Origin of the sequence: Streptomyces sp. NPDC059452 (assembly GCF_042750035.1) — a bacterium.
Classification (GTDB): domain Bacteria; phylum Actinomycetota; class Actinomycetes; order Streptomycetales; family Streptomycetaceae; genus Streptomyces.
On sequence record NZ_JBHYVE010000002.1, the window covers coordinates 41998 to 62208 of the forward strand.

Consider the following 20211-nt stretch of genomic DNA (forward strand, 5'->3'; position numbering starts at 1 on the left):
TTTACTTGTTGGTTCTATTTGGTGTTACTCCGGGCGGTTGGATGCCCGGGACTTTCCCGCCGGCCCCCCGGAACGGGGCGGGGCGGGCGGACAGGGCCGCCGGTCCCCCCACCACCCAGCGGCACCCGCAGCACCACCTTCAGAACAAGCAGCACCACCCTCAGAACAAGCAGCCCCGAAGAAGATCCGCCTATCGCAGTGCTCTCCCAACCGGCTCCGGACCCCGCGTCCGGACGGTGACGTGCGCCTGTGTTTCACGATTCGGCAGCTCTACGCGTGTAGACAGCCCTCCGGCGCGATAACTTCACCCCCTTCAGCCCCTCCGCCCCCGCTCCTGTCCGGCCAAGGAGAGTGCGTCATCAACGCGTCCAGCAGCCCCCCCGCCGTGGAACTGCACGGCATCACCAAGCGCTTCCCCGGCGTCGTCGCCAACCACGACATCGACATCACCATCGGCAAGGGCACCGTGCACGCCCTCGTCGGGGAGAACGGTGCAGGCAAGTCCACCCTGATGAAGATCCTCTACGGCATGCAGAAGCCGGACGAGGGCACCATCGCCATCAACGGTGAGCAGGTCTCGTTCTCCAACCCGGGCGAAGCCATCGAGCGCGGCATCGGCATGGTGCACCAGCACTTCATGCTCGCCGACAACTTCACCGTCCTGGAGAACGTGGTCCTCGGCGGCGAGAAGCTGTACGGCATCGGCGTCGGAGCCCGCAGGAAGATCAAGGAGATCTCCGACGCGTACGGGCTCGGCATCCGCCCCGACGCGCTCGTCGAGGACCTCGGGGTCGCCGACCGGCAGCGCGTGGAGATCCTCAAGGTCCTCTACCGGGGCGCCCGCATCCTGATCCTGGACGAGCCGACCGCGGTCCTCGTGCCGCAGGAGGTCGACGCGCTCTTCGCCAACCTGCGCGAGCTCAAGGCCGAGGGCCTGACCGTCATCTTCATCTCGCACAAGCTGGGCGAGGTGCTCTCGGTCGCCGACGAGATCACGGTGATCCGGCGCGGTACGACGGTGGGCACCGCCGACCCGTCCACCACCACGACCAAGCAGCTCGCCGAGCTGATGGTCGGCAGCGAGCTGCCCTCCCCGGAGACCCGCGAGTCCACCGTCACCGACGTGCCCATGCTGCGCGTACGGGACCTCGCGCTCACCGTCACCGACCCCGACGGCACCGTCCGCGACGTCCTCGCCGGGATCGACTTCACCATCCACAAGGGCGAGGTCCTCGGGATCGCCGGTGTCGAGGGCAACGGGCAGACCGAGCTGATCGAGGCCCTGATCGGGATGCGCGACCCGGACGGCGGGGTGATCACCCTCGACACCGAGGACATCTCCCACGCCCCCACCCGCAAGCGGCGCGAGTCCGGCATCGGCTACATCCCCGAGGACCGGCACCGCCACGGCGTCCTCCTGGAGGCCCCGCTCTGGGAGAACCGCATCCTCGGCCACGTCACCGAGAAGCCCAACAGCCGGGGCTGGCTGCTGGACAACAAGGCGGCCCGCACCGACACCGAGCGGATCGTGCGCGAGTACGACGTCCGCACCCCCGGTATCGAGGTCACCGCGGCCTCCCTCTCCGGCGGCAACCAGCAGAAGCTGATCGTCGGCCGCGAGATGAGCCACGCACCCAAGTTCCTGATCGCCGCCCATCCCACCCGAGGGGTGGACGTCGGCGCCCAGGCGCAGATCTGGGACCAGATCCGTGAGGCCCGCCGCGAAGGGCTCGCCGTCCTGCTGATCTCGGCCGACCTGGACGAGCTGATCGGGCTCTCCGACACCCTGCGCGTCATGTACCGCGGACGGCTGGTCGCCGACGCCGACCCGGCCACCATCACCCCGGAGGAACTGGGCACGGCCATGACCGGCGCCGCCACCGGTCACCTCGAAAGCCCGGAGGACGAGGCCCGATGAAGAAATTCGACAAGGACCGGCTGATCCTGGGCCTCGCCGGCCCGGCGCTCGCCCTGGTCGTCGCCCTCGCGCTGACGACCGTGGTGCTGCTCGCCTCCGGCCGTAACCCCTTCGAGCCGTACCGGATCATGTTCGAGTCGGCGAGCTACGTCGACGTACAGGTCCTGATCTTCAACCAGGCCGGTACGTACTACCTGGCCGCCCTCGCCGTCGCCGTCGGCTTCCGGATGAACCTCTTCAACATCGGGGTCGACGGGCAGTACCGCCTCGCCGCGATGATGGCCGCGCTGGTCGGCGCGAGCGTGAACCTGCCGGGCCCGCTGCACATCGCGCTGATCGTGATCGTCGCGATGCTGGTCGGTGCCTTCTGGGCCGGGATCGCGGGCTTCCTCAAGACCACCCGCGGGGTGAGCGAGGTCGTCTCCACGATCATGCTCAACTCGATCGCCACGGCCCTGGTCGCCTGGCTGATCCTGCCGAAGAACTTCGGCGAGCAGCCGCCGGGCTCCAACAACCTGACCACCGGGGAGATCCCGGAGTCCGGCTGGTTCCCGGGTCTGCCGATGGGCGACGGGGGCGAGGTCTACGGCTTCACCTTCGTCGCGGCGGGCTGCGGCCTGCTGTACTGGTTCGTCCTCAACCGCACCCGGTTCGGCTTCGACCTGCGCGCCACGGGTGCCAGCCAGAGCGCCGCCCAGGCCTCCGGTGTGGACGCCAAGAAGATGATCCTCACCTCGATGCTGATCTCCGGTGCGGTCGCGGGCCTCGCGGGTCTGCCGACGCTGCTCGGCGACACCCACACGTACAGCCTCGACTTCCCCACGGGGATCGGCTTCACCGGCATCACCATCGCGCTGCTGGGCCGTAACAACCCGCTCGGGATCGCGTTCGCCGCGCTGCTCGTCGCCTTCCTCGACAAGTCCTCGGCCTCGCTCGACCAGTACGGGTACGAGAAGGAGATCGCCACGATCATGCAGGGCCTGATCGTGATCTCGGTCGTCGTCTCCTACGAGCTGGTACGCCGCTACGGCATCCGCCGCCAGCAGCAGAAGGTCGGCGAGGAGCTCGCCGCCGGACACGCCATCAAGACCGAGAAGGAGGCGGCCCTGTGAGCACCAGCAAAGCCATCGCCGCGCACCGCGCCCCCCAGAAGGGCGGCCGCCGCAAGCTCACCCTGCCGGTCGTCCTGCTCATCATCGCGGGCGGTCTCGCGCTCGTCTCGCTGGTCCGCCTCATCAGCGGCGCCGAGGACATCACCTCGGTCGGCCAGGTCGCCGGCGCCCTGGAGCTCGCCGTCCCGATCGGCCTCGCCGGACTCGGCGGTCTGTGGGCCGAGCGCGCGGGCGTCGTCAACATCGGCCTCGAAGGCATGATGATCCTGGGCACCTGGTTCGGTGCCTGGGCCGGGTTCCAGTGGGGCCCGTGGATGGGTGTCCTCTTCGGCATCCTCGGCGGCTGCCTCGGCGGTCTGCTCCACGCGGTCATCACCGTCACCTTCGGCGTCAACCACATCGTCTCCGGTGTGGCGGTCAACATCCTCGCCGTCGGTGTCACCCGCTACCTCTCCAACTTCGCCTTCGACGGCGTCCAGGGCGGCTCCTCCAAGCAGTCCCCGCGCCTCGAACCGATCGACAAGATCACCATTCCGGGGCTCTCGGAGTGGATGCAGGACCTCCAGCAGCACCACTGGTTCCTGATCTCCGACATCGCGGGCATCATCGGCGGTCTGGTCACCGGCCTCTCCCTGCTCACCCTGCTCGCCCTGCTGCTGATCCCCGCCACCTGGTGGATCCTGTGGCGCACCTCGTTCGGGCTGCGGCTGCGCTCCTGCGGTGAGTCCCCGGTGGCCGCCGAGACGCTCGGCGTCAACGTGTACAAGTACAAGTACATCGCCGTCACGATCTCCGGTGGTCTCGCGGGCCTCGGCGGCGCGTTCCTCGCGATCGTCGCCACCGGCATCTACCAGGAGGGCCAGACCGGCGGCCGCGGCTACATCGGCCTCGCCGCCATGATCTTCGGCAACTGGATGCCGGGCGGGATGGCGCTGGGCGCCGGGCTCTTCGGCTTCACCGACAGCCTCAAGCTGCGCGGCGGCGCGGAGAACGTCCACGCGATGCTGCTCCTGCTGGCCATCCTGCTGGTCATCGCGGTGTTCTGGCAGCTCTACAAGAAGAAGTACGTCGCCGCGGTGATCTCGGCGGCCGTCTCGGCGCTGCTGTTCACCTGGTACCTGCTGACCGACCAGGTCCCGAGCCAGTTCGTCGACGCGGCCCCGTACGTCACCACGCTGCTGGTCCTCTCGCTCTCCGCGCAACGGCTACGGATGCCCAAGGCGAACGGCATCCCCTATAGGAAGGGCGAGGGCAAGTGACCTCGCCCGCCCCGGAGCCCGCCGTCCTCTTCGGTGAGGCCGACTGGGAGGCCCTGCGGGTCGCGGCCCGGGACGCGATGTCCCGGGCGTACGCCCCCTACTCGGGCTTCCCGGTCGGTGTCGCCGCCCGGGTGGACGACGGCCGCACGATCACCGGCTGCAACGTCGAGAACGCCTCCTACGGCCTCTCGCTCTGCGCCGAGTGCGGTCTCGTCTCCCAGCTCCACGCGACCGGCGGCGGCCGGCTGACCCACTTCACCTGTGTGGACGGCACCGGGTCCATCCTGGTGCCGTGCGGCCGGTGCCGACAGCTCCTGTACGAGTTCGGCGGCCCCGGACTCGTCCTGGAGACGCCCGACGGGCGCCGCACGCTGGACGAGATGCTGCCGCAGTCGTTCGGCCCGCAGCACCTCCGCTGACCCCGTAGTTCCCGGTGGTCCTTCCTCCACGGAAGGGCCACCGGCCATTCCTCTCTCTATGCGCGTAGAGTCAACGAGGACTCTTGCGTACGCACCGGCCGGAAGGACTCCCATGGACGCCATCTCCGTCATCCGCACCAAGCGGGACCGAGGCGAGCTGACCCCCGAGCAGATCGACTGGGTCATCGACGCGTACACCCGCGGCGAGGTCGCCGACGAGCAGATGTCCGCCCTCGCCATGGCGATCCTGCTCAACGGCATGAACCGCACCGAGATCGCCCGCTGGACCGCCGCGATGATCGCGTCCGGCGAGCGGATGAATTTCGACGCGCTCTCCCGCCCCACCACCGACAAGCACTCCACCGGAGGCGTCGGCGACAAGATCACCCTGCCGCTCGCCCCCCTGGTCGCCGCGTGCGGCGCCGCCGTACCGCAGCTCAGCGGCCGGGGCCTCGGCCACACGGGCGGCACCCTGGACAAGCTGGAGTCCATCCCCGGCTGGCGGGCCCACCTCTCCAACGAGGAGATGCTGAACGTCCTGGACACCACGGGCGCGGTCATCTGCGCGGCCGGTGACGGGCTCGCCCCCGCCGACAAGAAGCTGTACGCGCTGCGCGATGTCACCGGCACCGTCGAGGCGATCCCGCTGATTGCCAGCTCGATCATGTCCAAGAAGATCGCCGAGGGCACCGGGGCGCTCGTCCTGGACGTCAAGGTCGGCTCCGGCGCCTTCATGAAGACCATCGAGGACGCCCGCGAACTGGCCTCCACCATGGTCGCGCTCGGCACCGACAGCGGCGTACGGACGGTCGCGCTGCTCACCGACATGTCGACCCCGCTCGGCCTCACCGCGGGCAACGCCCTGGAGGTACGGGAGTCCGTCGAGGTCCTGGCGGGCGGCGGCCCCCAGGACGTCATCGACCTCACCCTCGCGCTCGCCCGCGAGATGCTGGACGCGGCCGGTCTCAAGGACGCCGACCCCGAGAAGGCGCTCTCCGACGGCTCCGCGATGGACGTCTGGCGCCGGATGATCTCCGCCCAGGGCGGCGACCCGGACGCCACCCTCCCGACCGCCCGCGAGCAGCACATCGTCACCGCCCGCTCCTCCGGCGTCCTGACCCGCCTGGACGCCTACGACGTCGGCGTCGCCGCCTGGCGCCTGGGCGCGGGCCGGGCCCGCAAGGAGGACCCGGTCCAGGCGGGCGCGGGCGTCGAACTCCACGCCAAGCCCGGCGACACCGTCACCGAGGGCCAGCCCCTGATGACGCTGCACACGGACACCCCGGAGAAGTTCGACTACGCCCTGAAGGCCCTCCCGGACGCGTACGACATCGCCCCGGCCGGCACGTCGTTCGCCCCGCTGCCGGTGGTGCGGGAACGTATCGCCTGACCTGCGGTTTCCTCGTACGGGTGGACGGGACCGGTGGACTGCCACCGGTCCCGTTCGGCATGCTGGACTCGGTGACGTACCGATGAAGGTGGCGCACCGATGGAGGGGACCGCCGTGGACGCACCCGCTGTCGAGCCCGTGCCGGGCCACGGCCGGGACTGGGACGACCTCGTCCGGATCCGGGAGGAGACGGACGCTCCCAAGGGGTGCAAGGTGGAGATCATCGACGAGATCGTCACCGTGTCGCCACCGGCGTCCAAGGACCACCACAGCACCGCAGCCCTGATCCAGCGAGAGCTCTACAGCGTCATTCCGGAGGACTGGGGGATCTACCAGGTCCTCGGCGTCGCCCTGCCGGGCCAGGGCGGGATCTACGTCCCCGACCTCGTCGTCCTGCCCCGCGCGGCCGTCTCCGGGCTCGGCTACCACGTGCCCGCCGCCGAGGCCCGTCTCGTCGTCGAGATCACCTCCCGGGCCAACGCCAACCACGACCGCATCAGCAAGGCCGACGGCTACGCCAAGGCCGGGGTGGAGCTGTTCCTGCTCCTCGACCCCTGGCACTCCGGCCGCCCCACCGCGACGCTCTACGGAGAGCCGGAGGGCGGTACGTACCGGGTGCTGCAAGCCGTCGAGTACGGCGGGAGGATCAGCCTTCCCGAACCGTTCGCGCTGGACCTGGACACCGGCGTCTTCCCGGCTGGCTGAGCCGCTTTCGCCGATGGCGGTACACGCGAGCGGCCCGCCGCACGGAGTTGATCCGTGCGGCGGGCCGCCGTCGTGCTGGGTGAACTACCGCTCGTAGCCGGTCACTTGCCCAGGTACGCGTTGTAGATCTTCACCGAGGACTTGTTGCCCTTCTTGTCGGTGACGTTCGCGGAGAAGGAGATGCTCTTGCCCTTCGCCGGGTTCTTCACCGTGATCTTGCCCTTCTTGACGGTGACCTTCTTCCAGGTCTTCCCCTTGTTGTAACTGACGTACGTCGTCAGCGACTTCAGGTTCTTACCGGCAGCCGCGCCGGTCACCTTCACCGGCACGGAGACGGTCTTGTTCGCCTTCGCCCGGCCGTCGGTGCCGACGGCGGGGGTGAAGCGGACCGTGGAGACCGGCAGCATGGCGGAGCGGGTCTTCTTGGAGCGGAAGGTCCACGCCACGTCCACCTGGGTGGAGAGGGCGCCGATCTTGGCGCTGTGCTTGACCGAGCTCGTCAGCTTGTAGGTGGCCGCGCCGGCCGGGACCGTGAAGGGCTCCCCGCTCAGCGGGTCGTCGTTCTGGCCGACCTTCTTGCCGTTGCGGTACAGGACCGTCTTGACCGACGAGTAGCGCTGGTAGCCCAGGTTGCCCTTGCCGTCCGCCAGCAGCGGGACGTAGGCCGCGATCTCGTTGCCCTCGCGCAGGACGCCGAACTCCTTGCCCACCAGCGGCTGGAAGACGGCGGTGTTCACGGCCTTCGTGTAGGTCTTGCCCGCCTTGTAGGAGCTCTCGTTCCCGATCTCGTACCCGGCGTCGTACGTCGGCCAGCCGTCCTTGCCGACGGGGCCGACCTGGGCGAAGTCGAAGCCCCACCTGACCTTGTCGGCGGTGGAGACGTACACCGTCCGGGTGCCCGGGATCTTCTGGGCGTGCGAGGTGGCCCAGCCGCCGCCCTGCGTGGGCAGGGTGCCCCAGGCGATGATCTCGCCCTGCTTCTTCGGCGCGCTCGCCCCCATGGTGATCTTCACCTTGGCCAGCTGCTTCGCGGTGAACTTCCGGTTGTAGCCGGTCGCGAGCTTCTTGACCTTGCCGCCGACCGCGATGTCGTACTCGGTCGACTTGCCCGCGGTCCAGTTGCCCGACCAGTGCTGGGAGACCGAACCATCGGTGATCTGCGGACCGGCGTGCAGCGTGCGGAAGTTCTTCGCCGAGTCCATCAGCCAGCCGAAGGAGACGCCGTTGTTCTTCGTCTCGACGGAGTAGTCAGGCGTGAACAGCTGCGCCTTGGCCTTCTTGTCGGGGAGCGTGATGCTCACCGGCTTCGCCTTGCGGGCGTCGAACGTCAGCTTGGTGTTCTTGGTGATTGTGACCTTCGGCTGGGCGATCCAGTCGGCGCCCTTGGCGAAGTCGTCGGCGGCACCGTAGACCGTCGAGTTGACCACGTACGTGCCCTTGGGCAGTCGCGCCTTCGCCGTGCCCTTGACGACCTGCGGGTTCAGGAAGAAGCCGCCCGCCGCGCCGGTCAGGTCGAACAGCGTGCTGTCCACGAAGGCGGCCGGCTTGCCGTTGCGGCCGATGTGGTTGACCGTGAGGTCGTACGACTCCACCTCGCGGTCGACCGCGGCGGCCGTGCGGACGGTCTGCCCGCCGCCGGTGGCCACCAGGTACGCGGAGTACGTGCCGTCGAGGTTGCCGCCGAGCCGGGTGTCGGCGGTCAGCGTCACATCGGCGGTACCGCCCGCGGGGACGGTCACCTGGTTCGCACCGAGGGTGAAGAAGCCGGCCGGAGCGGGCTTGCCCTTCGGGCCGGTGCCCGCGACGGTCAGATCGAGAGTGATCTCGCTGGTGCCGAGGTTGCGGTAGGTGACGTTCTTGGTGACGGGCTTGTCGTCGTGGTGCGGCCACTGCTGCACACCGAAGCTCACCGACACCGGCTCGGCGATGACGCTCTGCTTGAGCGCGCGGTCCACCGAGATCCGGCCGGAGCCCTGCTGGAACGCGTTGTACGCGCCGGCCTTCGTGGACGCGGTGAGCACGCCCTTCAGCTCGGCGGCCTTCCAGGCCGGGTTCTGCTGCTTGAGCAGGGCGGCGGCGCCCGCGACATGCGGGGTGGCCATCGACGTACCCGAGATGGTGGAGTAACCGGCGGGCTTCTGGCCCACCTCCTGGGCGATGATCGACTTGTTCGGGATCGCCGCCGTGATGTCCACACCGGGGGCGGTGACATCCGGCTTGACGGCCCCGTCGCCGACGCGCGGACCACGGCTGGAGAAGTACGCCAGCTTGTCCTTGACGTCGACCGCGCCCACGGTCAGCGCGGCGTCCGCACTGCCCGGGGAGCCGACCGTGCCCGCGCCGTCGCCCTCGTTGCCCGCCGCGATGGCGAACAGGACGCCCTTCTGGGCGGTCAGCTTGTTGACCGCCGCCTCCAGCGGGTCCACCTCGGGGGTGTCCGTGCCGCCGAGGCTCAGGTTGACGATGTCGGCGCCCTGCGCGACCGCCCACTCCATTCCGGCCAGGATGCCGGAGTCCTCGCCGTAGCCCTCGTCGTCCAGCACCTTGCCGGAGAGCAGCTTGGCGTCCGGGGCCACGCCCTTGTACTTGCCCTTCGAGGCGGCACCGGAGCCCGCCGCGATCGAGGCGACGTGCGTGCCGTGGCCGACCCGGTCCTTCGTGTCCTTGGAGGCACTGAAGTTCTTCGAGGCGAGGATCTTGCCCTTGAGGTCGGCGTGGCTGCTGTCGGTCCCGGTGTCCAGGACCGCGATCTTGACGCCCTTGCCCGTGAACCCGGCCTTCCAGGCCGCCGGGGTGCCGATCTGCGGGACGCTCCGGTCCAGGCTCGCCCGGCGGACGCCGTCCAGCCAGACGTGGTCGATCCCGGCCGCGGTGGTGACCCGGTCGCTTCCGGCGCTGCTGTCGGTGAGCGCCTCCCAGATCTCCGGCGCGTCCTCGGTCGGCGTGGTCACCGACTCGGCGTTCAGCGACCGCAGGCTCAGGCCGACCTCGGTGCCGCCCGCGTCGCGGACCTGCGCCTTGGCGGCCTTGGCCGCGCCCCGGTAGCCGACGATCAGCTTGAGGCCGTCCCGCTGGGACCGGAGGTTCTCCGGCTTGCTCAGCTCGGTGACGTCGAACAGCCGCTGGTCGAGCTTGCCCGCGCTGATGAGCCGCTGGGCATCGGCCGGGACGACGAGTGAGTGTCCCTTGGTGCTCATCCGCTGGACCGGTATGTGCTCGCGGCCCTTGGCGGGCTCGAACTTCACCGGCCGGCCCTTGTCGTCCACGGTGACCCGGTCACCGGTGATGAGGGTCAGGTGGTGCTGGGTTCCGGTCAGCGCCCGGGTGTCGGACGCCCCCTTCTGATCCGGCTGGGCCATGGCCGGAGTGACCATGCCCGCGGCAAGCGCCACGGCGACCGCGGTGGCGACCGCCGGTATGCACGCGTTTCTCACGTGTCTGCGCAACTCTCCCCCTGGAGAACTCGATGGTTCTTCAACCCCCCCGGTCCACAGACCCGTACGAGTGACGGCTGCGGCCGACGGTTCAACGAACTAGAGGGTAAGTCGCGCCGGTTGGTTCACAGAATCAGCACAGGAACAGGGAACTGGCGGAAAATAGTCGTATCGGGGAGAACGGCCCCGCGGGGCGCCGATGACTTTCGTCCGCCGGAGGGGTCTGCCCGGGTGTGGAAGCCAAGAGCCCGATCGTCCTGACCGTGACCGGCCGGGTCGGCCACGAAGCCGTACCCGGCCTCTGCGCCGACCTGGAGCGCCGCCTCGCCGGCCCCGTGGGCGCCGCGCCGGGACCGGCCGTTCCGGTGGAGTGCGATGTGGGCGGTACGGACCGTGCCGACCTGGTCCTGGTCGAGGCGGTGGCCCGGCTGGCACTCGTCGCCCGCCGGTCCGGGCGCCGGCTGCGGCTGCGCGGGGTGTCGCCCGAACTCCAGGCGCTGCTGGACCTGGTGGGGCTGGGGGATGTGGTCGCCCTGGAGGGGCCGCAGGAGCGGGAGGGGAGGGAGGAGGGCGAGAGGCCGGAGGATCCGGAAGGGCAGGAGGAGCGGGAGGAGTCGGGGGAGCGGGCGCCGGGGCCGTACTGACCGAGTGTTTCCGGTCAGCCCCCGGCCGTCCCCGCCGGAAGCCGGTCGGGCAGGCCGAACAGCGGGAACCAGCGCTCCACGTCCAGGAAGCAGTGCATCCCCGAGACCGCCCCGTCCCGGACATCGATGACCTGCACCGCCCACGGCACGAAACCGGCCCCCTCCGGATCGGGCTTGTAGTGCGCGAAGCCCGGGGAGCCGTTGGCCGATACGGGTACCAGCCGGGAGCCCGCACAGGCCGCGCCGAGGGTGGTCATGAAGCCCGTGATGTCCGACGTGCCCCGCAGCCACAGGTCGAACGGCGGCATCGTCATCACCGCGTCCTCGTGGAGCAGCGCGGTCAGGGCGGCCATGTCGTACCCCTCGAACGCCTTCACATAGCGCTCCAGGAGCTTCCGCTGCTCCTCGTCGAGCGGGTCGGCCGCGTCCGGGATCCGGTCCTCCCGCTCGGTCAGGGTGGCGCGGGCCCGCTGGAGGGCGCTGTTGACCGAGGCGACGGAGGTCTCCAGCAGCTCGGCGACCTCGGCGGCCTTCCAGGCGAGCACCTCGCGCAGGATCAGCACGGCCCGCTGCTTGGGCGGCAGGTGCTGGAGGGCGGCGACGAACGCCAGGCGCACCGACTCCCGCGCCACGGCGGCCTCCGCCGGGTCCTGGACGGTGGGCAGGATCCGGCCGTCCGGCATCGGCTCCAGCCAGACGTTCTCCGGCCGGGGGCTGAGGGCGGCCTGGGCGAGCGGGGTCGGGCCGCTCAGATCGACCGGGCGGGCCCGCTTGTTGCCCGCGCTCAGCATGTCCAGGCAGACGTTGGTGGCGATGCGGTAGAGCCAGGAGCGCAGGGAGGAGCGGCCCTCGAACTTGTCGAAGTTGCGCCAGGCCCGGACCAGGGTGTCCTGCACCGCGTCCTCGGCTTCGAAGGCCGAGCCGAGCATCCGGTAGCAGTACCCGGTCAGCTCGGTGCGGTGGCCTTCGAGGCGGGCGTCGATATCGGCATCGGCACCGGCGTCACCGGAGGCTCCGGTGCTGTCGGCCCCCGCCCCCGCGGCCGTCCTCGTGGTCAGATCGCTCATCGCTCCACCCCTGTCGCGCAAGCCGCTGTGGCATCCGTCACCCAATACGTCGGAAGCTACCGCAGGCCACTGACAACGGGGGGAAGGCGCCGGGCTCCCGGGGGCGTCGGCTCAGGTGCCGGGCTTGCGTCCGTAGACGTACACGTCGTCACCGTTCTTCAGCAGTTTCCAGTATGCCTTCGCGTCGGCGGGGCGCATGTTGACGCAGCCGCCGGAGCCCGGCGGGTTGTACATGGACTTGGTGACCGAGTGGAACGCCTGGCCGCCGTCGAAGAACTGGGCGTGCGGCATCCACACCTTGTAGATCGTCGACCAGTGCTTGATGTTGCGCCAGTAGATCTTCTTCGCGCCGGTCCGGGTCTCCGCGCCGTCCCGCCCGGTCCGCACCGGCACCGGCCCGTACTTCAGCTTCTTGCCGTCCTGGATCCAGCTCAGCTGCCGGGTGAGGTCGACGCAGGCGATGCGACCCTTGTTGGTGGGACACTTCCCGGCCTTGTTGGGGTTCTTCCCGGCTGCCTTCTGGGCGAGCATCGTGTTCATGGTGCGCCAGGTCAGCGGTCCGGCGTACCCGATGGTCGGGGTGATCCCGTGGGCCTTCTGGAACTTCTGGATCGCCTTGCAGTCGGCGGCCGACTGCTTGCCGTCGACCGGCCGCTTGAGGAACTTCTCCACCTGCTTCTGGTGCGGCCCGGCGGAGGTGGTGCAGGAGGCCGCCGCCTGGGCCGTGGTGCCGGTGCCCAGGACCAGGGCGGGCGCCGCCACCAGCCCGGCCACGGAGAGCGCCGCCCCGCGCCGCAACCGTTTGCCGGATACTTTCGCCATCACTCCCATGTGCCCCAACTCCCCTTTGCCCACAGTGGTTTTGTGGTTACGCCTGGTAGACGCTCGAAGGGGAGGAGGGGTTGCACGGGGCGGGTCTCGGTTGCGTCGCGTTCCGGCATAGGCGGAATTACGGACTCCGGAACGAGCCTCCGGAGGGTCACCGAGTCACCGGGTCAACAGGTCACCGGGTCACCAGGTCGGCAGGTCGCCTGGCCACCAGGTCGGCAACTCACCGGGCCACCAGGTCGGCAGCTCGCCGGGGTGCGGGCACCAGCGCCCGCCGCTCCGCCCGCGCCACCCGGGTCCCGTACAGCGTGATCGAGACGACGCCGAGGACCGCGAGCAGCCCCAGGGCCACCGTCGCCGCCCAGCCCCCCGCGTGGAAGGCGACCGCGCCGAGCGTGCCGCCCGCGCTGGAGCCCAGGTAGTACGCCGACTGGTAGAGCGCCGACGCCTGCGCCCGGCCCTGGGTCGCCGTCCGGCTCACCGAGGACGAGGCGACCGCGTGCCCGGCGAAGAACCCGGCCGTGATCAGCACCAGCCCCGCCAGCACGGCGGCCAGCGACTCCGACAGCGAGAGCAGCAGCCCGGCCGCCGTGGTCGAGACCGCCAGATAGAGCGCGCCCCGGCGGCCGAGGCGGGCCACCAGACGTCCGGCCGCGGCCGAGGAGACCGTACCGACCAGGTAGACCAGGAAGATCGAGCCGACGACGCCCTGCGGCAGCGAGAACGGCTCCTCGACCAGCCGGTAGCCGATCACCGTGTAGACCGCGCCGAACACGGTCATGAACAGGGCGCCGATCGCGTACAGCCGTACCAGCAGCGGGTTGGAGAGGTGGGTGGCGACGGTCCGCGCCAGCCGCTTCGGGTTCAGTGAACCGGGCGTGAAGTTACGGGCCTTGGGGATCAGGAAGTGGAAGGCGACGGCGCACGCCACCGCCAGCAGCCCGACCGCCGCGAGTGCCGCGCGCCAGCCCCAGAGCTGGGCGACCCAGCCGGTGAGGATGCGGCCGCTCATACCGCCGATGCTGTTGCCCGCGACGAACAGCCCGATCGCGGCGATCAGCGCCTTGGGCCGTACCTCCTCCGCGAGATACGCCATCGCGGAGGCCGGAAGCCCGGCGAGCGCCGCGCCCTGGATCGCCCGCAGCGCGATCAGCCAGCCGATCGAGGGGGCGAACGGCACCAGCATCCCGACCAGGACCGCGACCGTCAGCGAGGCCGTCATCATCTGCCGCCGCCCGAACCGCTCCGAGAGCGCGCTCAGCGGCAGTACGCAGAGCGCCAGCGCGCCGGTCGCCGCGGAGACCGTCCAGCTCGCCTGCCCGGCACTCACGCCGTACGCGGTGGAGATCGCGGGCAGCAGGGCCTGGGTGGAGTAGAGGAGGGCGAAGGCCGCGACCCCGGCGGCGAAGAGCGCGAAGCTCATCCTGCGGTAGCCGGGGCGGCCGGGCTCCAGGCGCTCGGCGGAGGCGGGCGCGGCGGCGCGGGAGGTGATGACGGGGGACGACGGGGCAGAGGCATCCACGACGACGGTGGATGCCCCGGTATCGGCGGGAGGCATACGTCGAACGTAGAGCGGCACGTTTCATGCGTCCAATGCACGAAACCGCCATAATCAATCCCATGGCGCATCAACGCAGCTCACAGCCTCGGCTGTCACCGAGCAGTTACGAAGAAGACATCCGGGCCGTCCTCGCGCCACGCCTCGCGTACTTCGAGGCGGTCGCCCGGCACGAGCATGTGACCCGCGCCGCACACGAGCTCGGCGTCCCGCAGTCCACACTCTCGCGGGCCATGGTCCGGCTCGAAGCGGACCTGGGCGTCGCCCTGTTCGCCCGCAAGGGCCGCACCGTCTCGCTCACCCCGGCCGGCCGCACCTTCCTCACCTCCGCCGAACGGGCCCTGGCCGAGGTGGAGAAGGCCGCCGACGCGGTCCGGGCCGACGCCGACCTCACGACGGGCCGGGTCTCCTTCGGCTTCCTGCACACCATGGGTTCGGAGACCGTACCCGCCCTGATCCGGGCTTTCCGCGCCGACCACCCGAAGGTCCGCTTCCAGCTCGTCCAGAACTACGGCGAGGCGATGATCGAACGGCTCCGCGCGGGCGGCCTGGACCTCTGCCTCACCTCACCCGTGCCCGACGCCCCCGACCTGGTCACCCGCCGCCTGGACGAACAGCGCCTGCGCCTGGTGGTCCCCGACGACCACCGCCTCGCCTCCCGCCGCCGCATCCGCCTCGCGGAGGCCGCCGACGAGACGTTCGTGACGCTCGAACCGGGTTACGGGCTCCGCCGCATCACCGACGACCTCTGCACGGAGGCGGGTTTCACCCCGCGCGTCGCCTTCGAGGGCGAGGAGGCCGAGACCCTGCGCGGCCTGGTCGCCGCCGGGCTCGGGGTGGCGCTGCTGCCGCCGCCCGCCGTCGCCCGCCCAGGCGTGGTCGAGCTGACGGTGACGGCCCCGCGCGCGGTCCGCGAGATCGGCGTCGCCTGGCTGGACGGCCACCCCGACACCCCGCCGGTCGCGGCCTTCAAGCGGTTCCTGCTCTCGCGGCGGGGGAACCTGCTGCCGGAATGAGAGGGCCCGGAAGCCGTGCTGAATGGTGGCGCCGACCCCTCCCGAAGGGAAGGAGGGGGAGCCGGTGACCGCCGCGGTGGATCCGAACGCCCGCCGCCCCCCGCCCGTCGTCGACCCGTGCGAGACGGGCAGAATGTCCAGGTGACCCACGTTTCGCCTGCCACCCCGGACACCTCACCCGCGTCTATGCGGTGGGAGGCGAGGGACGCCCTCCTCCCCGGCGCCACCGGGGTCGTCCTGGTGGTGATGGTGCTGTTCCTCGCTGCCATGCTGCCCGGGAAGTTCGCCGAGCTACGGGAGTTCCGGGCAGCCCTCCCGTGCGCCGGTGCCGCCGGCCCGGCGGCCGGCCACGGGGACTGCCTCTCCGAACGCCCGGCCACGGTCCTGGCCAAGGAACGTCGGGGAAAGGCCAAGTCCAGGGTCTGGCTGGTGAAGGTCGACCCCGGTGCGGGCGCTCCACCGGTCCAGGTGAAGATGCAGGGCCCCGGGCCCGTCTTCGACGAGGTGGAGCGCGGGGACCGGGTGGTGCTGCACTCCTGGCGTTCCACGGTGTGGGCGGTGGGCCTGGGGGATCTGAGCCAGGACGCGCACGGCAAGCCCGGTAACGTCGCGTTCGGTCATCTGGGGGTGGTTCTCGCGCTGGCGATCCTCGGTGCGGCCCTCCTGCTGGCGGCGCTCCGACGGGCCCTGCGCCGTCCCCGCGACCCCGTGGTCCGGGCGTGGCGCGCCGCCGTGCCGTGCGTGGCGGCCCTGGTGGCAGCCGGAGTCGCGATCACCGCCTCCGCCGTCGCCGACGACGCTCCGCTCGTCCTCCTGGTCTCCGCCGCCGGTTGCGCGGTCTCGGGAGCGGCGGCGGCGCTGCTGACCTGGCTGCTCGGGCGGCGCGCCACGGACGACGTCGTCCTCGAACCCACGGCCCTCACCGGGAGACAGGTCGTACGGGCCACCGTGGTCGGTGATGTGCCCTACTGCGTGGAGGGGTACGACCACCTCGCCCTCGATCCGCCGCTGGAGCCCGGCGGCCGCGCACGTCTCGCGCCGGCCACGGACGCGTACGGGAAGGTCGTTCTCGATCCGCTGCCGGACACCCTCGTCCCGCTGCGGTTGCGGCGCAAGCACGTGGCCGACCCACGGCACCCGGGGCGGTTGTGGTCGGACGTGGTGCTGAGGTGGTACTCGGAAGTGGTGCTGGAGTGCCGGGACGGGGCGGCCCCGGTGCTCGTCGTGGCGGAACGGCACGACATGCGCTGCATCCTGGCCGCGCTGCCGCCACCGGCCGGCTGACAGCCCCCTCGACCCCCGTCGCCTCTCTGTTCGAAGAGGAGGGGAGGATGGCCCGGTGAACCCTGCTTCCTCCTCCTTTTCGCCGCCGCCCGCCCGCCCGGGCCTGATGGGCATCACCCTTGCCGCCGTGATCGGATCGGTGATGGTCCTGGCCGCGTTCGTCCTGTTCGCGCTGCTGCCCGGGTCCCTCTCCGAGGCCCGCGACTTCCGGGCCGCGCGGTCGTGTGCGGAGCTCGAGGGCTCGGTGGCGGAGAAGGGCGACTGCCTCTCCGAATGGCCCGGCACGGTCGTCTCCACCGACGTCGGCCGGAAGAACAAGGCCGTCACCAACTGGGTCACGGTCGACTTCGGCCCCGGGCAGGAGCGGTCGCTCCGGATACGGATGCAGGGCAGCGGCCCGGTGTGGGAGACGCTCGCACCCGGGGACCGGGTCACCGCGCTGACCTGGCGCGACCGGCTCTGGGGGCTGGAGAAGGGGGAGCTGCGTCAGGACACGACCGAGAAGCCGGGCCGCGCCTCCACCGTCCAGCTCGCCCTGGGGCTCGCGCTGCTGATCACCGGCGCCGTCTTCCTGCGGGCATCGGGGTGGCTGCACCGCCGCCGCGCCATCGGCGCCCCGCCCGCCCGCGCCTCACAGATCGTCGTGCCGATGGTGGCGACCTTCCTGGCGGTGGCCACCGCCGTCACCGTCGCCGCCACCACGGACGCCCTCTGGCTCGTCCTGCTGGTCACCGCCGCCGGGTGCGCGCTGGCGTGGACCGCCTCGGTGCTGCTGGTCCGGCGGCTGGGAGGCGGACGTACGGGCTGAGCCCCTGGCGTACGGACGGCCTGGGTACGGGCCGAGGCGCAGCCCCGCCGTGCGGTACGGGTACGGCCCCGACCCGCAACCCGCCGTGCGGTACGGGTGAGGGCCCGACGCGTACGTACGGCTTGGGCAACGGGCCGCGATGTGCGACCCGCCGTACGGGCTCCGCCCCCGTACCTCCCCGGCTCAGTGCCGCAGCGACCGTCCGAACCCCGCTGCCAGCGGCATCCGCAGCCCCAGCGGCGGTGGTGCGGCGAGTGCGTCCTTGACCGGGCGGGCGTAGGAGCGGGCGAAGAGGGAGCCGCGCACGAAGTCGGCGGCCAGCGCCACCACTTCGGCGCGGTGCTGACGCAGCGCGTTCCCGTCCGAGTGGACCTCGAAGCGGCAGGTGTCCCGGTTGGACTTCTTCGCCCGCTCGGCCAGCCGGTAGGACAACTCCGGGTCGGTGCGCTCGTCGTTGGTGCCGTGCACGATCAGCACCCGCCGCCCCACGAGCTGCTTCACCGGCTCCGGCTCGGCGGCGGTGTGGTCCGGCAGCCAGGGGGCCATGGCCAGCACCGAGTTCACCGCCCCGTGCCCGGCGGCCCGCAGCGCCGCCCGCCCGCCCATCCCATGGCCCACCAGGCAGACGGGCACGTCCCCGTACCGCCGCTGGACCTCGTCGGCCGCCCAGTCCGCGTCGGCCGCCGGGTGCGCGTCGGAGTCGTTCCAGCCCCGGTGGCGGTAGCGCAGGACGTGCACCGCAAGACCGTCGCCCTCCCCGGCGCGTGCCAGCGCACGGGCGAACGGCAGCTGTATCGCGTACGACAGGGGGGAGGGGCGACGCCGTGAATCGGGCTCGCCGTCCGGGAGCAGCAGGACCACGCCGCTGACCTCGTATGGTGCTCCGGCCGTCGAAACGGCCCGTCCTAGCCTGGCGGCAGGCAGGGGGAGTGCGCGCTGTGCCATGACAGAACAGTCTCAGAAGAGCAGGTGTACTCCACCCGACTTTCCGGTCACTGTTACGCATCGACGGATGGCGCCGACAAGCGCTCTACGCGCGTAGGCGCTAGAGTGCCCAGATGACGAGCCAGACCCTGAATGTCCCTGATTCCGACCAGATCCGGCGCGCCCCCAAGGTGCTGCTCCACGACCACCTCGACGGCGGCCTCCGCCCGGGGACGATCATCGAGCTGGCCCGCGCGCAGGGTTACGACTCCCTCCCCGAGACCGAGGCCGACAAGCTCGGCATCTGGTTCCGCGAGGCCGCCGACTCCGGTTCGCTGGAGCGTTATCTGGAGACCTTCGCCCACACCTGCGCCGTCATGCAGACCCGCGACGCGCTCTTCCGGGTGGCCGCGGAGTGCGCCGAGGACCTGGCCGAGGACGGTGTCGTCTACGCCGAGATCCGTTACGCCCCCGAGCAGCACCTGGAGGGCGGCCTGACCCTCGAAGAGGTCGTCGAGGCGGTCAACGCGGGCTTCCGCGAGGGCGAGCGCATCGCCCGCGCCAACGGCCACCGCATCCGCGTCGGCGCCCTGCTCACCGCGATGCGGCACGCGGCCCGCGCGCTGGAGATCGCCGAGCTCGCCAACAGCTACCGCGACCAGGGCGTCGTCGGCTTCGACATCGCGGGCGCCGAGGCGGGCTTCCCTCCCACCCGCCACCTCGACGCGTTCGAGTACCTCAAGCGGGAGAACAACCACTTCACGATCCACGCGGGCGAGGCCTTCGGCCTGCCGTCGATCTGGCAGGCCCTCCAGTGGTGCGGCGCCGACCGGCTCGGCCACGGGGTGCGGATCATCGACGACATCGAGGTCGCCGAGGACGGCTCGGTCGCCCTCGGCCGCCTCGCCTCCTACGTACGGGACAAGCGCATCCCGCTGGAGATGTGCCCGACGTCCAACCTCCAGACCGGCGCCGCCACCTCGTACGCGGACCACCCGATCGGGCTGCTGCGCAAGCTGCACTTCCGCGTCACCGTCAACACGGACAACCGCCTCATGAGCGGTACGAGCATGAGCCGGGAATTCGAGCTGCTGACCGAGGCATTCGGATACACGCTCGACGACATGCAGTGGTTCACCGTCAATGCGATGAAATCAGCTTTCATTCCTTTCGACGAACGTCTCGCGATGATCAACGAGGTCGTCAAGCCCGGTTATGCCGAGCTGAAGTCCGAGTGGCTTTTCCGGCAGACCGCTGTGACCAGCAGTTCCACCGCCGCTGCGAGCTGACGTTCGAATAGCGGAAGAGGTAGGAAAAATGGCCGGGAGGCGAAATCCCGGCCATTTTTCGTGTGTCGGGATGTTTGCGGTGGGGGCGGCGGGATGGCTAACTTGCAGAGCCGCTCACATCCCCTTCCCCAAGGATGAATTCTCCATGAAGAAGTCTGCTGCCAAGACTCTCGGTGTCGCCGCCCTCGGTGCCGCTTTCGCCGCTGCCGCCGCGGGTACCGCCTCCGCGGCCCCGGCCCTGCCGCTGGACTCCGCGGCCGGAGTGCTCCCCGTCTCCACCACGGCGCTGGAGACCCTTGCCACCTCCGCCCAGTCCGCGCCGGTCCAGGACACCGTCGGCAAGGTCCTCGGCGGCGACGCCACCGACGCCGCCGCCCCGGTCACCGCGCTGCTCGGCGGACTGCCCACGCAGGGCCTCTCCGCCAACGGCATCCCGCTCGGCCGCTGACCCGCACCACCCCTGCGCGCCGCCCCGCGGCGCGCACCCGCACACGACAGTGGGGGGCGCCCCCCCCAGAAGGTGTGGGGCCCCCACTGGGGAAGCCCGCGTTGCCGC

17 protein-coding genes are annotated in these 20211 nt (G+C 70.8%); 12 read left to right on the forward strand and 5 right to left on the reverse strand.

Annotated features, from left to right (window positions below):
• Window positions 1-334 precede the first annotated feature (334 nt).
• From ACFW9Z_RS03140 to ACFW9Z_RS03165, 6 genes are all read left to right on the forward strand, one after another.
• The gene (locus ACFW9Z_RS03140; RefSeq protein ID WP_384634583.1) at window positions 335-1918 is read left to right on the forward strand and encodes an ABC transporter ATP-binding protein; all 1584 of its coding nucleotides are present in this window, start codon (window positions 335-337) and stop codon (window positions 1916-1918) included.
• Window positions 1915-3030, forward strand: coding sequence for an ABC transporter permease (locus ACFW9Z_RS03145; RefSeq protein ID WP_384633513.1), 1116 nt, complete (start codon window positions 1915-1917; stop codon window positions 3028-3030). The genes ACFW9Z_RS03140 and ACFW9Z_RS03145 overlap by 4 nt, the downstream gene beginning before the upstream one ends.
• Window positions 3027-4289, forward strand: coding sequence for an ABC transporter permease (locus tag ACFW9Z_RS03150; protein ID WP_384633516.1), 1263 nt, complete (start codon window positions 3027-3029; stop codon window positions 4287-4289). The genes ACFW9Z_RS03145 and ACFW9Z_RS03150 overlap by 4 nt, the downstream gene beginning before the upstream one ends.
• Entirely contained in the window at window positions 4286-4708 is a 423-nt protein-coding gene (locus tag ACFW9Z_RS03155) for a cytidine deaminase (protein WP_384633519.1), read from the forward strand. The genes ACFW9Z_RS03150 and ACFW9Z_RS03155 overlap by 4 nt, the downstream gene beginning before the upstream one ends.
• A 112-nt stretch (window positions 4709-4820) precedes the next feature.
• On the forward strand, window positions 4821-6098 hold the full coding sequence (locus ACFW9Z_RS03160; protein ID WP_384633522.1) for a thymidine phosphorylase: 1278 nt from the start codon (window positions 4821-4823) through the stop codon (window positions 6096-6098).
• A 99-nt stretch (window positions 6099-6197) separates the two neighbouring features.
• Window positions 6198-6803 carry a Uma2 family endonuclease gene (locus ACFW9Z_RS03165; RefSeq protein WP_384633525.1) on the forward strand — a complete coding sequence of 202 codons (606 nt, stop codon included), beginning with the start codon at window positions 6198-6200 and terminating at the stop codon, window positions 6801-6803.
• A gap of 101 nt (window positions 6804-6904) precedes the next feature.
• On the opposite strand, the gene ACFW9Z_RS03170 is transcribed toward ACFW9Z_RS03165, so the two are convergent.
• Window positions 6905-10162, reverse strand: coding sequence for a S8 family serine peptidase (locus ACFW9Z_RS03170; protein ID WP_384633528.1), 3258 nt, complete (start codon window positions 10160-10162; stop codon window positions 6905-6907).
• 308 nt (window positions 10163-10470) lie between these two features.
• Here ACFW9Z_RS03170 and ACFW9Z_RS03175 point away from each other — a divergent pair, with 308 nt between their 5' ends.
• A complete protein-coding gene (locus ACFW9Z_RS03175; RefSeq protein ID WP_384633531.1) occupies window positions 10471-10881 on the forward strand; it encodes an STAS domain-containing protein in 411 nt (136 codons plus the stop codon).
• A gap of 14 nt (window positions 10882-10895) precedes the next feature.
• Here the strand turns inward: ACFW9Z_RS03175 and ACFW9Z_RS03180 are convergent, their stop codons facing one another.
• The 3 genes from ACFW9Z_RS03180 to ACFW9Z_RS03190 form a co-directional block, all read right to left on the reverse strand.
• Window positions 10896-11948 (reverse strand): sigma-70 family RNA polymerase sigma factor, encoded by a 1053-nt coding sequence (locus tag ACFW9Z_RS03180; RefSeq protein WP_384633533.1) that lies wholly within the window; start codon window positions 11946-11948, stop codon window positions 10896-10898.
• Window positions 11949-12059: 111 nt separating this feature from the next.
• Window positions 12060-12779 carry a L,D-transpeptidase family protein gene (locus ACFW9Z_RS03185; RefSeq protein ID WP_384633536.1) on the reverse strand — a complete coding sequence of 240 codons (720 nt, stop codon included), beginning with the start codon at window positions 12777-12779 and terminating at the stop codon, window positions 12060-12062.
• Window positions 12780-12999: 220 nt separating this feature from the next.
• Window positions 13000-14334, reverse strand: a complete 1335-nt coding sequence (locus tag ACFW9Z_RS03190; RefSeq protein ID WP_384633539.1) for an MFS transporter — start codon at window positions 14332-14334, stop codon at window positions 13000-13002.
• A gap of 62 nt (window positions 14335-14396) precedes the next feature.
• On the opposite strand from ACFW9Z_RS03190, the gene ACFW9Z_RS03195 reads away from it, so the two are divergent.
• The 3 genes from ACFW9Z_RS03195 to ACFW9Z_RS03205 all read left to right on the forward strand — a co-directional run bounded on the left by ACFW9Z_RS03195 (window position 14397) and on the right by ACFW9Z_RS03205 (window position 17442).
• A complete protein-coding gene (locus tag ACFW9Z_RS03195; RefSeq protein WP_384633542.1) occupies window positions 14397-15350 on the forward strand; it encodes a LysR family transcriptional regulator in 954 nt (317 codons plus the stop codon).
• Window positions 15351-15491: 141 nt separating this feature from the next.
• The gene (locus ACFW9Z_RS03200; RefSeq protein ID WP_384633545.1) at window positions 15492-16634 is read left to right on the forward strand and encodes a hypothetical protein; all 1143 of its coding nucleotides are present in this window, start codon (window positions 15492-15494) and stop codon (window positions 16632-16634) included.
• Between the two features lie 55 nt (window positions 16635-16689).
• A complete protein-coding gene (locus ACFW9Z_RS03205) occupies window positions 16690-17442 on the forward strand; it encodes a hypothetical protein (RefSeq protein ID WP_384633548.1) in 753 nt (250 codons plus the stop codon).
• Window positions 17443-17625: 183 nt separating this feature from the next.
• On the opposite strand, the gene ACFW9Z_RS03210 is transcribed toward ACFW9Z_RS03205, so the two are convergent.
• Window positions 17626-18387 carry an alpha/beta hydrolase gene (locus ACFW9Z_RS03210; RefSeq protein ID WP_384633551.1) on the reverse strand — a complete coding sequence of 254 codons (762 nt, stop codon included), beginning with the start codon at window positions 18385-18387 and terminating at the stop codon, window positions 17626-17628.
• Window positions 18388-18500: 113 nt separating this feature from the next.
• On the opposite strand from ACFW9Z_RS03210, the gene ACFW9Z_RS03215 reads away from it, so the two are divergent.
• Window positions 18501-19655 carry an adenosine deaminase gene (locus ACFW9Z_RS03215; RefSeq protein ID WP_384633554.1) on the forward strand — a complete coding sequence of 385 codons (1155 nt, stop codon included), beginning with the start codon at window positions 18501-18503 and terminating at the stop codon, window positions 19653-19655.
• Window positions 19656-19800: 145 nt separating this feature from the next.
• The gene (locus ACFW9Z_RS03220) at window positions 19801-20103 is read left to right on the forward strand and encodes a hypothetical protein (RefSeq protein ID WP_384633557.1); all 303 of its coding nucleotides are present in this window, start codon (window positions 19801-19803) and stop codon (window positions 20101-20103) included.
• Window positions 20104-20211: the final 108 nt, after the last annotated feature.

Excerpts from the sequence above, each read along its gene's own strand:
- ACFW9Z_RS03190 (WP_384633539.1), bottom strand. The coding sequence starts at position 14,334 with ATGCCTCCCGCCGATACCGGGGCATCCACCGTCGTCGTGGATGCCTCT.
- ACFW9Z_RS03180 (WP_384633533.1), bottom strand. The coding sequence starts at position 11,948 with ATGAGCGATCTGACCACGAGGACGGCCGCGGGGGCGGGGGCCGACAGC.
- ACFW9Z_RS03185 (WP_384633536.1), bottom strand. The coding sequence starts at position 12,779 with ATGGGAGTGATGGCGAAAGTATCCGGCAAACGGTTGCGGCGCGGGGCG.
- ACFW9Z_RS03170 (WP_384633528.1), bottom strand. The coding sequence starts at position 10,162 with ATGGCCCAGCCGGATCAGAAGGGGGCGTCCGACACCCGGGCGCTGACC.
- ACFW9Z_RS03160 (WP_384633522.1), top strand. The coding sequence starts at position 4,821 with ATGGACGCCATCTCCGTCATCCGCACCAAGCGGGACCGAGGCGAGCTG.
- ACFW9Z_RS03210 (WP_384633551.1), bottom strand. The coding sequence starts at position 18,387 with ATGGCACAGCGCGCACTCCCCCTGCCTGCCGCCAGGCTAGGACGGGCC.
- ACFW9Z_RS03220 (WP_384633557.1), top strand. The coding sequence starts at position 19,801 with ATGAAGAAGTCTGCTGCCAAGACTCTCGGTGTCGCCGCCCTCGGTGCC.
- ACFW9Z_RS03145 (WP_384633513.1), top strand. The coding sequence starts at position 1,915 with ATGAAGAAATTCGACAAGGACCGGCTGATCCTGGGCCTCGCCGGCCCG.
- ACFW9Z_RS03195 (WP_384633542.1), top strand. The coding sequence starts at position 14,397 with ATGGCGCATCAACGCAGCTCACAGCCTCGGCTGTCACCGAGCAGTTAC.
- ACFW9Z_RS03165 (WP_384633525.1), top strand. The coding sequence starts at position 6,198 with ATGGAGGGGACCGCCGTGGACGCACCCGCTGTCGAGCCCGTGCCGGGC.
- ACFW9Z_RS03215 (WP_384633554.1), top strand. The coding sequence starts at position 18,501 with ATGACGAGCCAGACCCTGAATGTCCCTGATTCCGACCAGATCCGGCGC.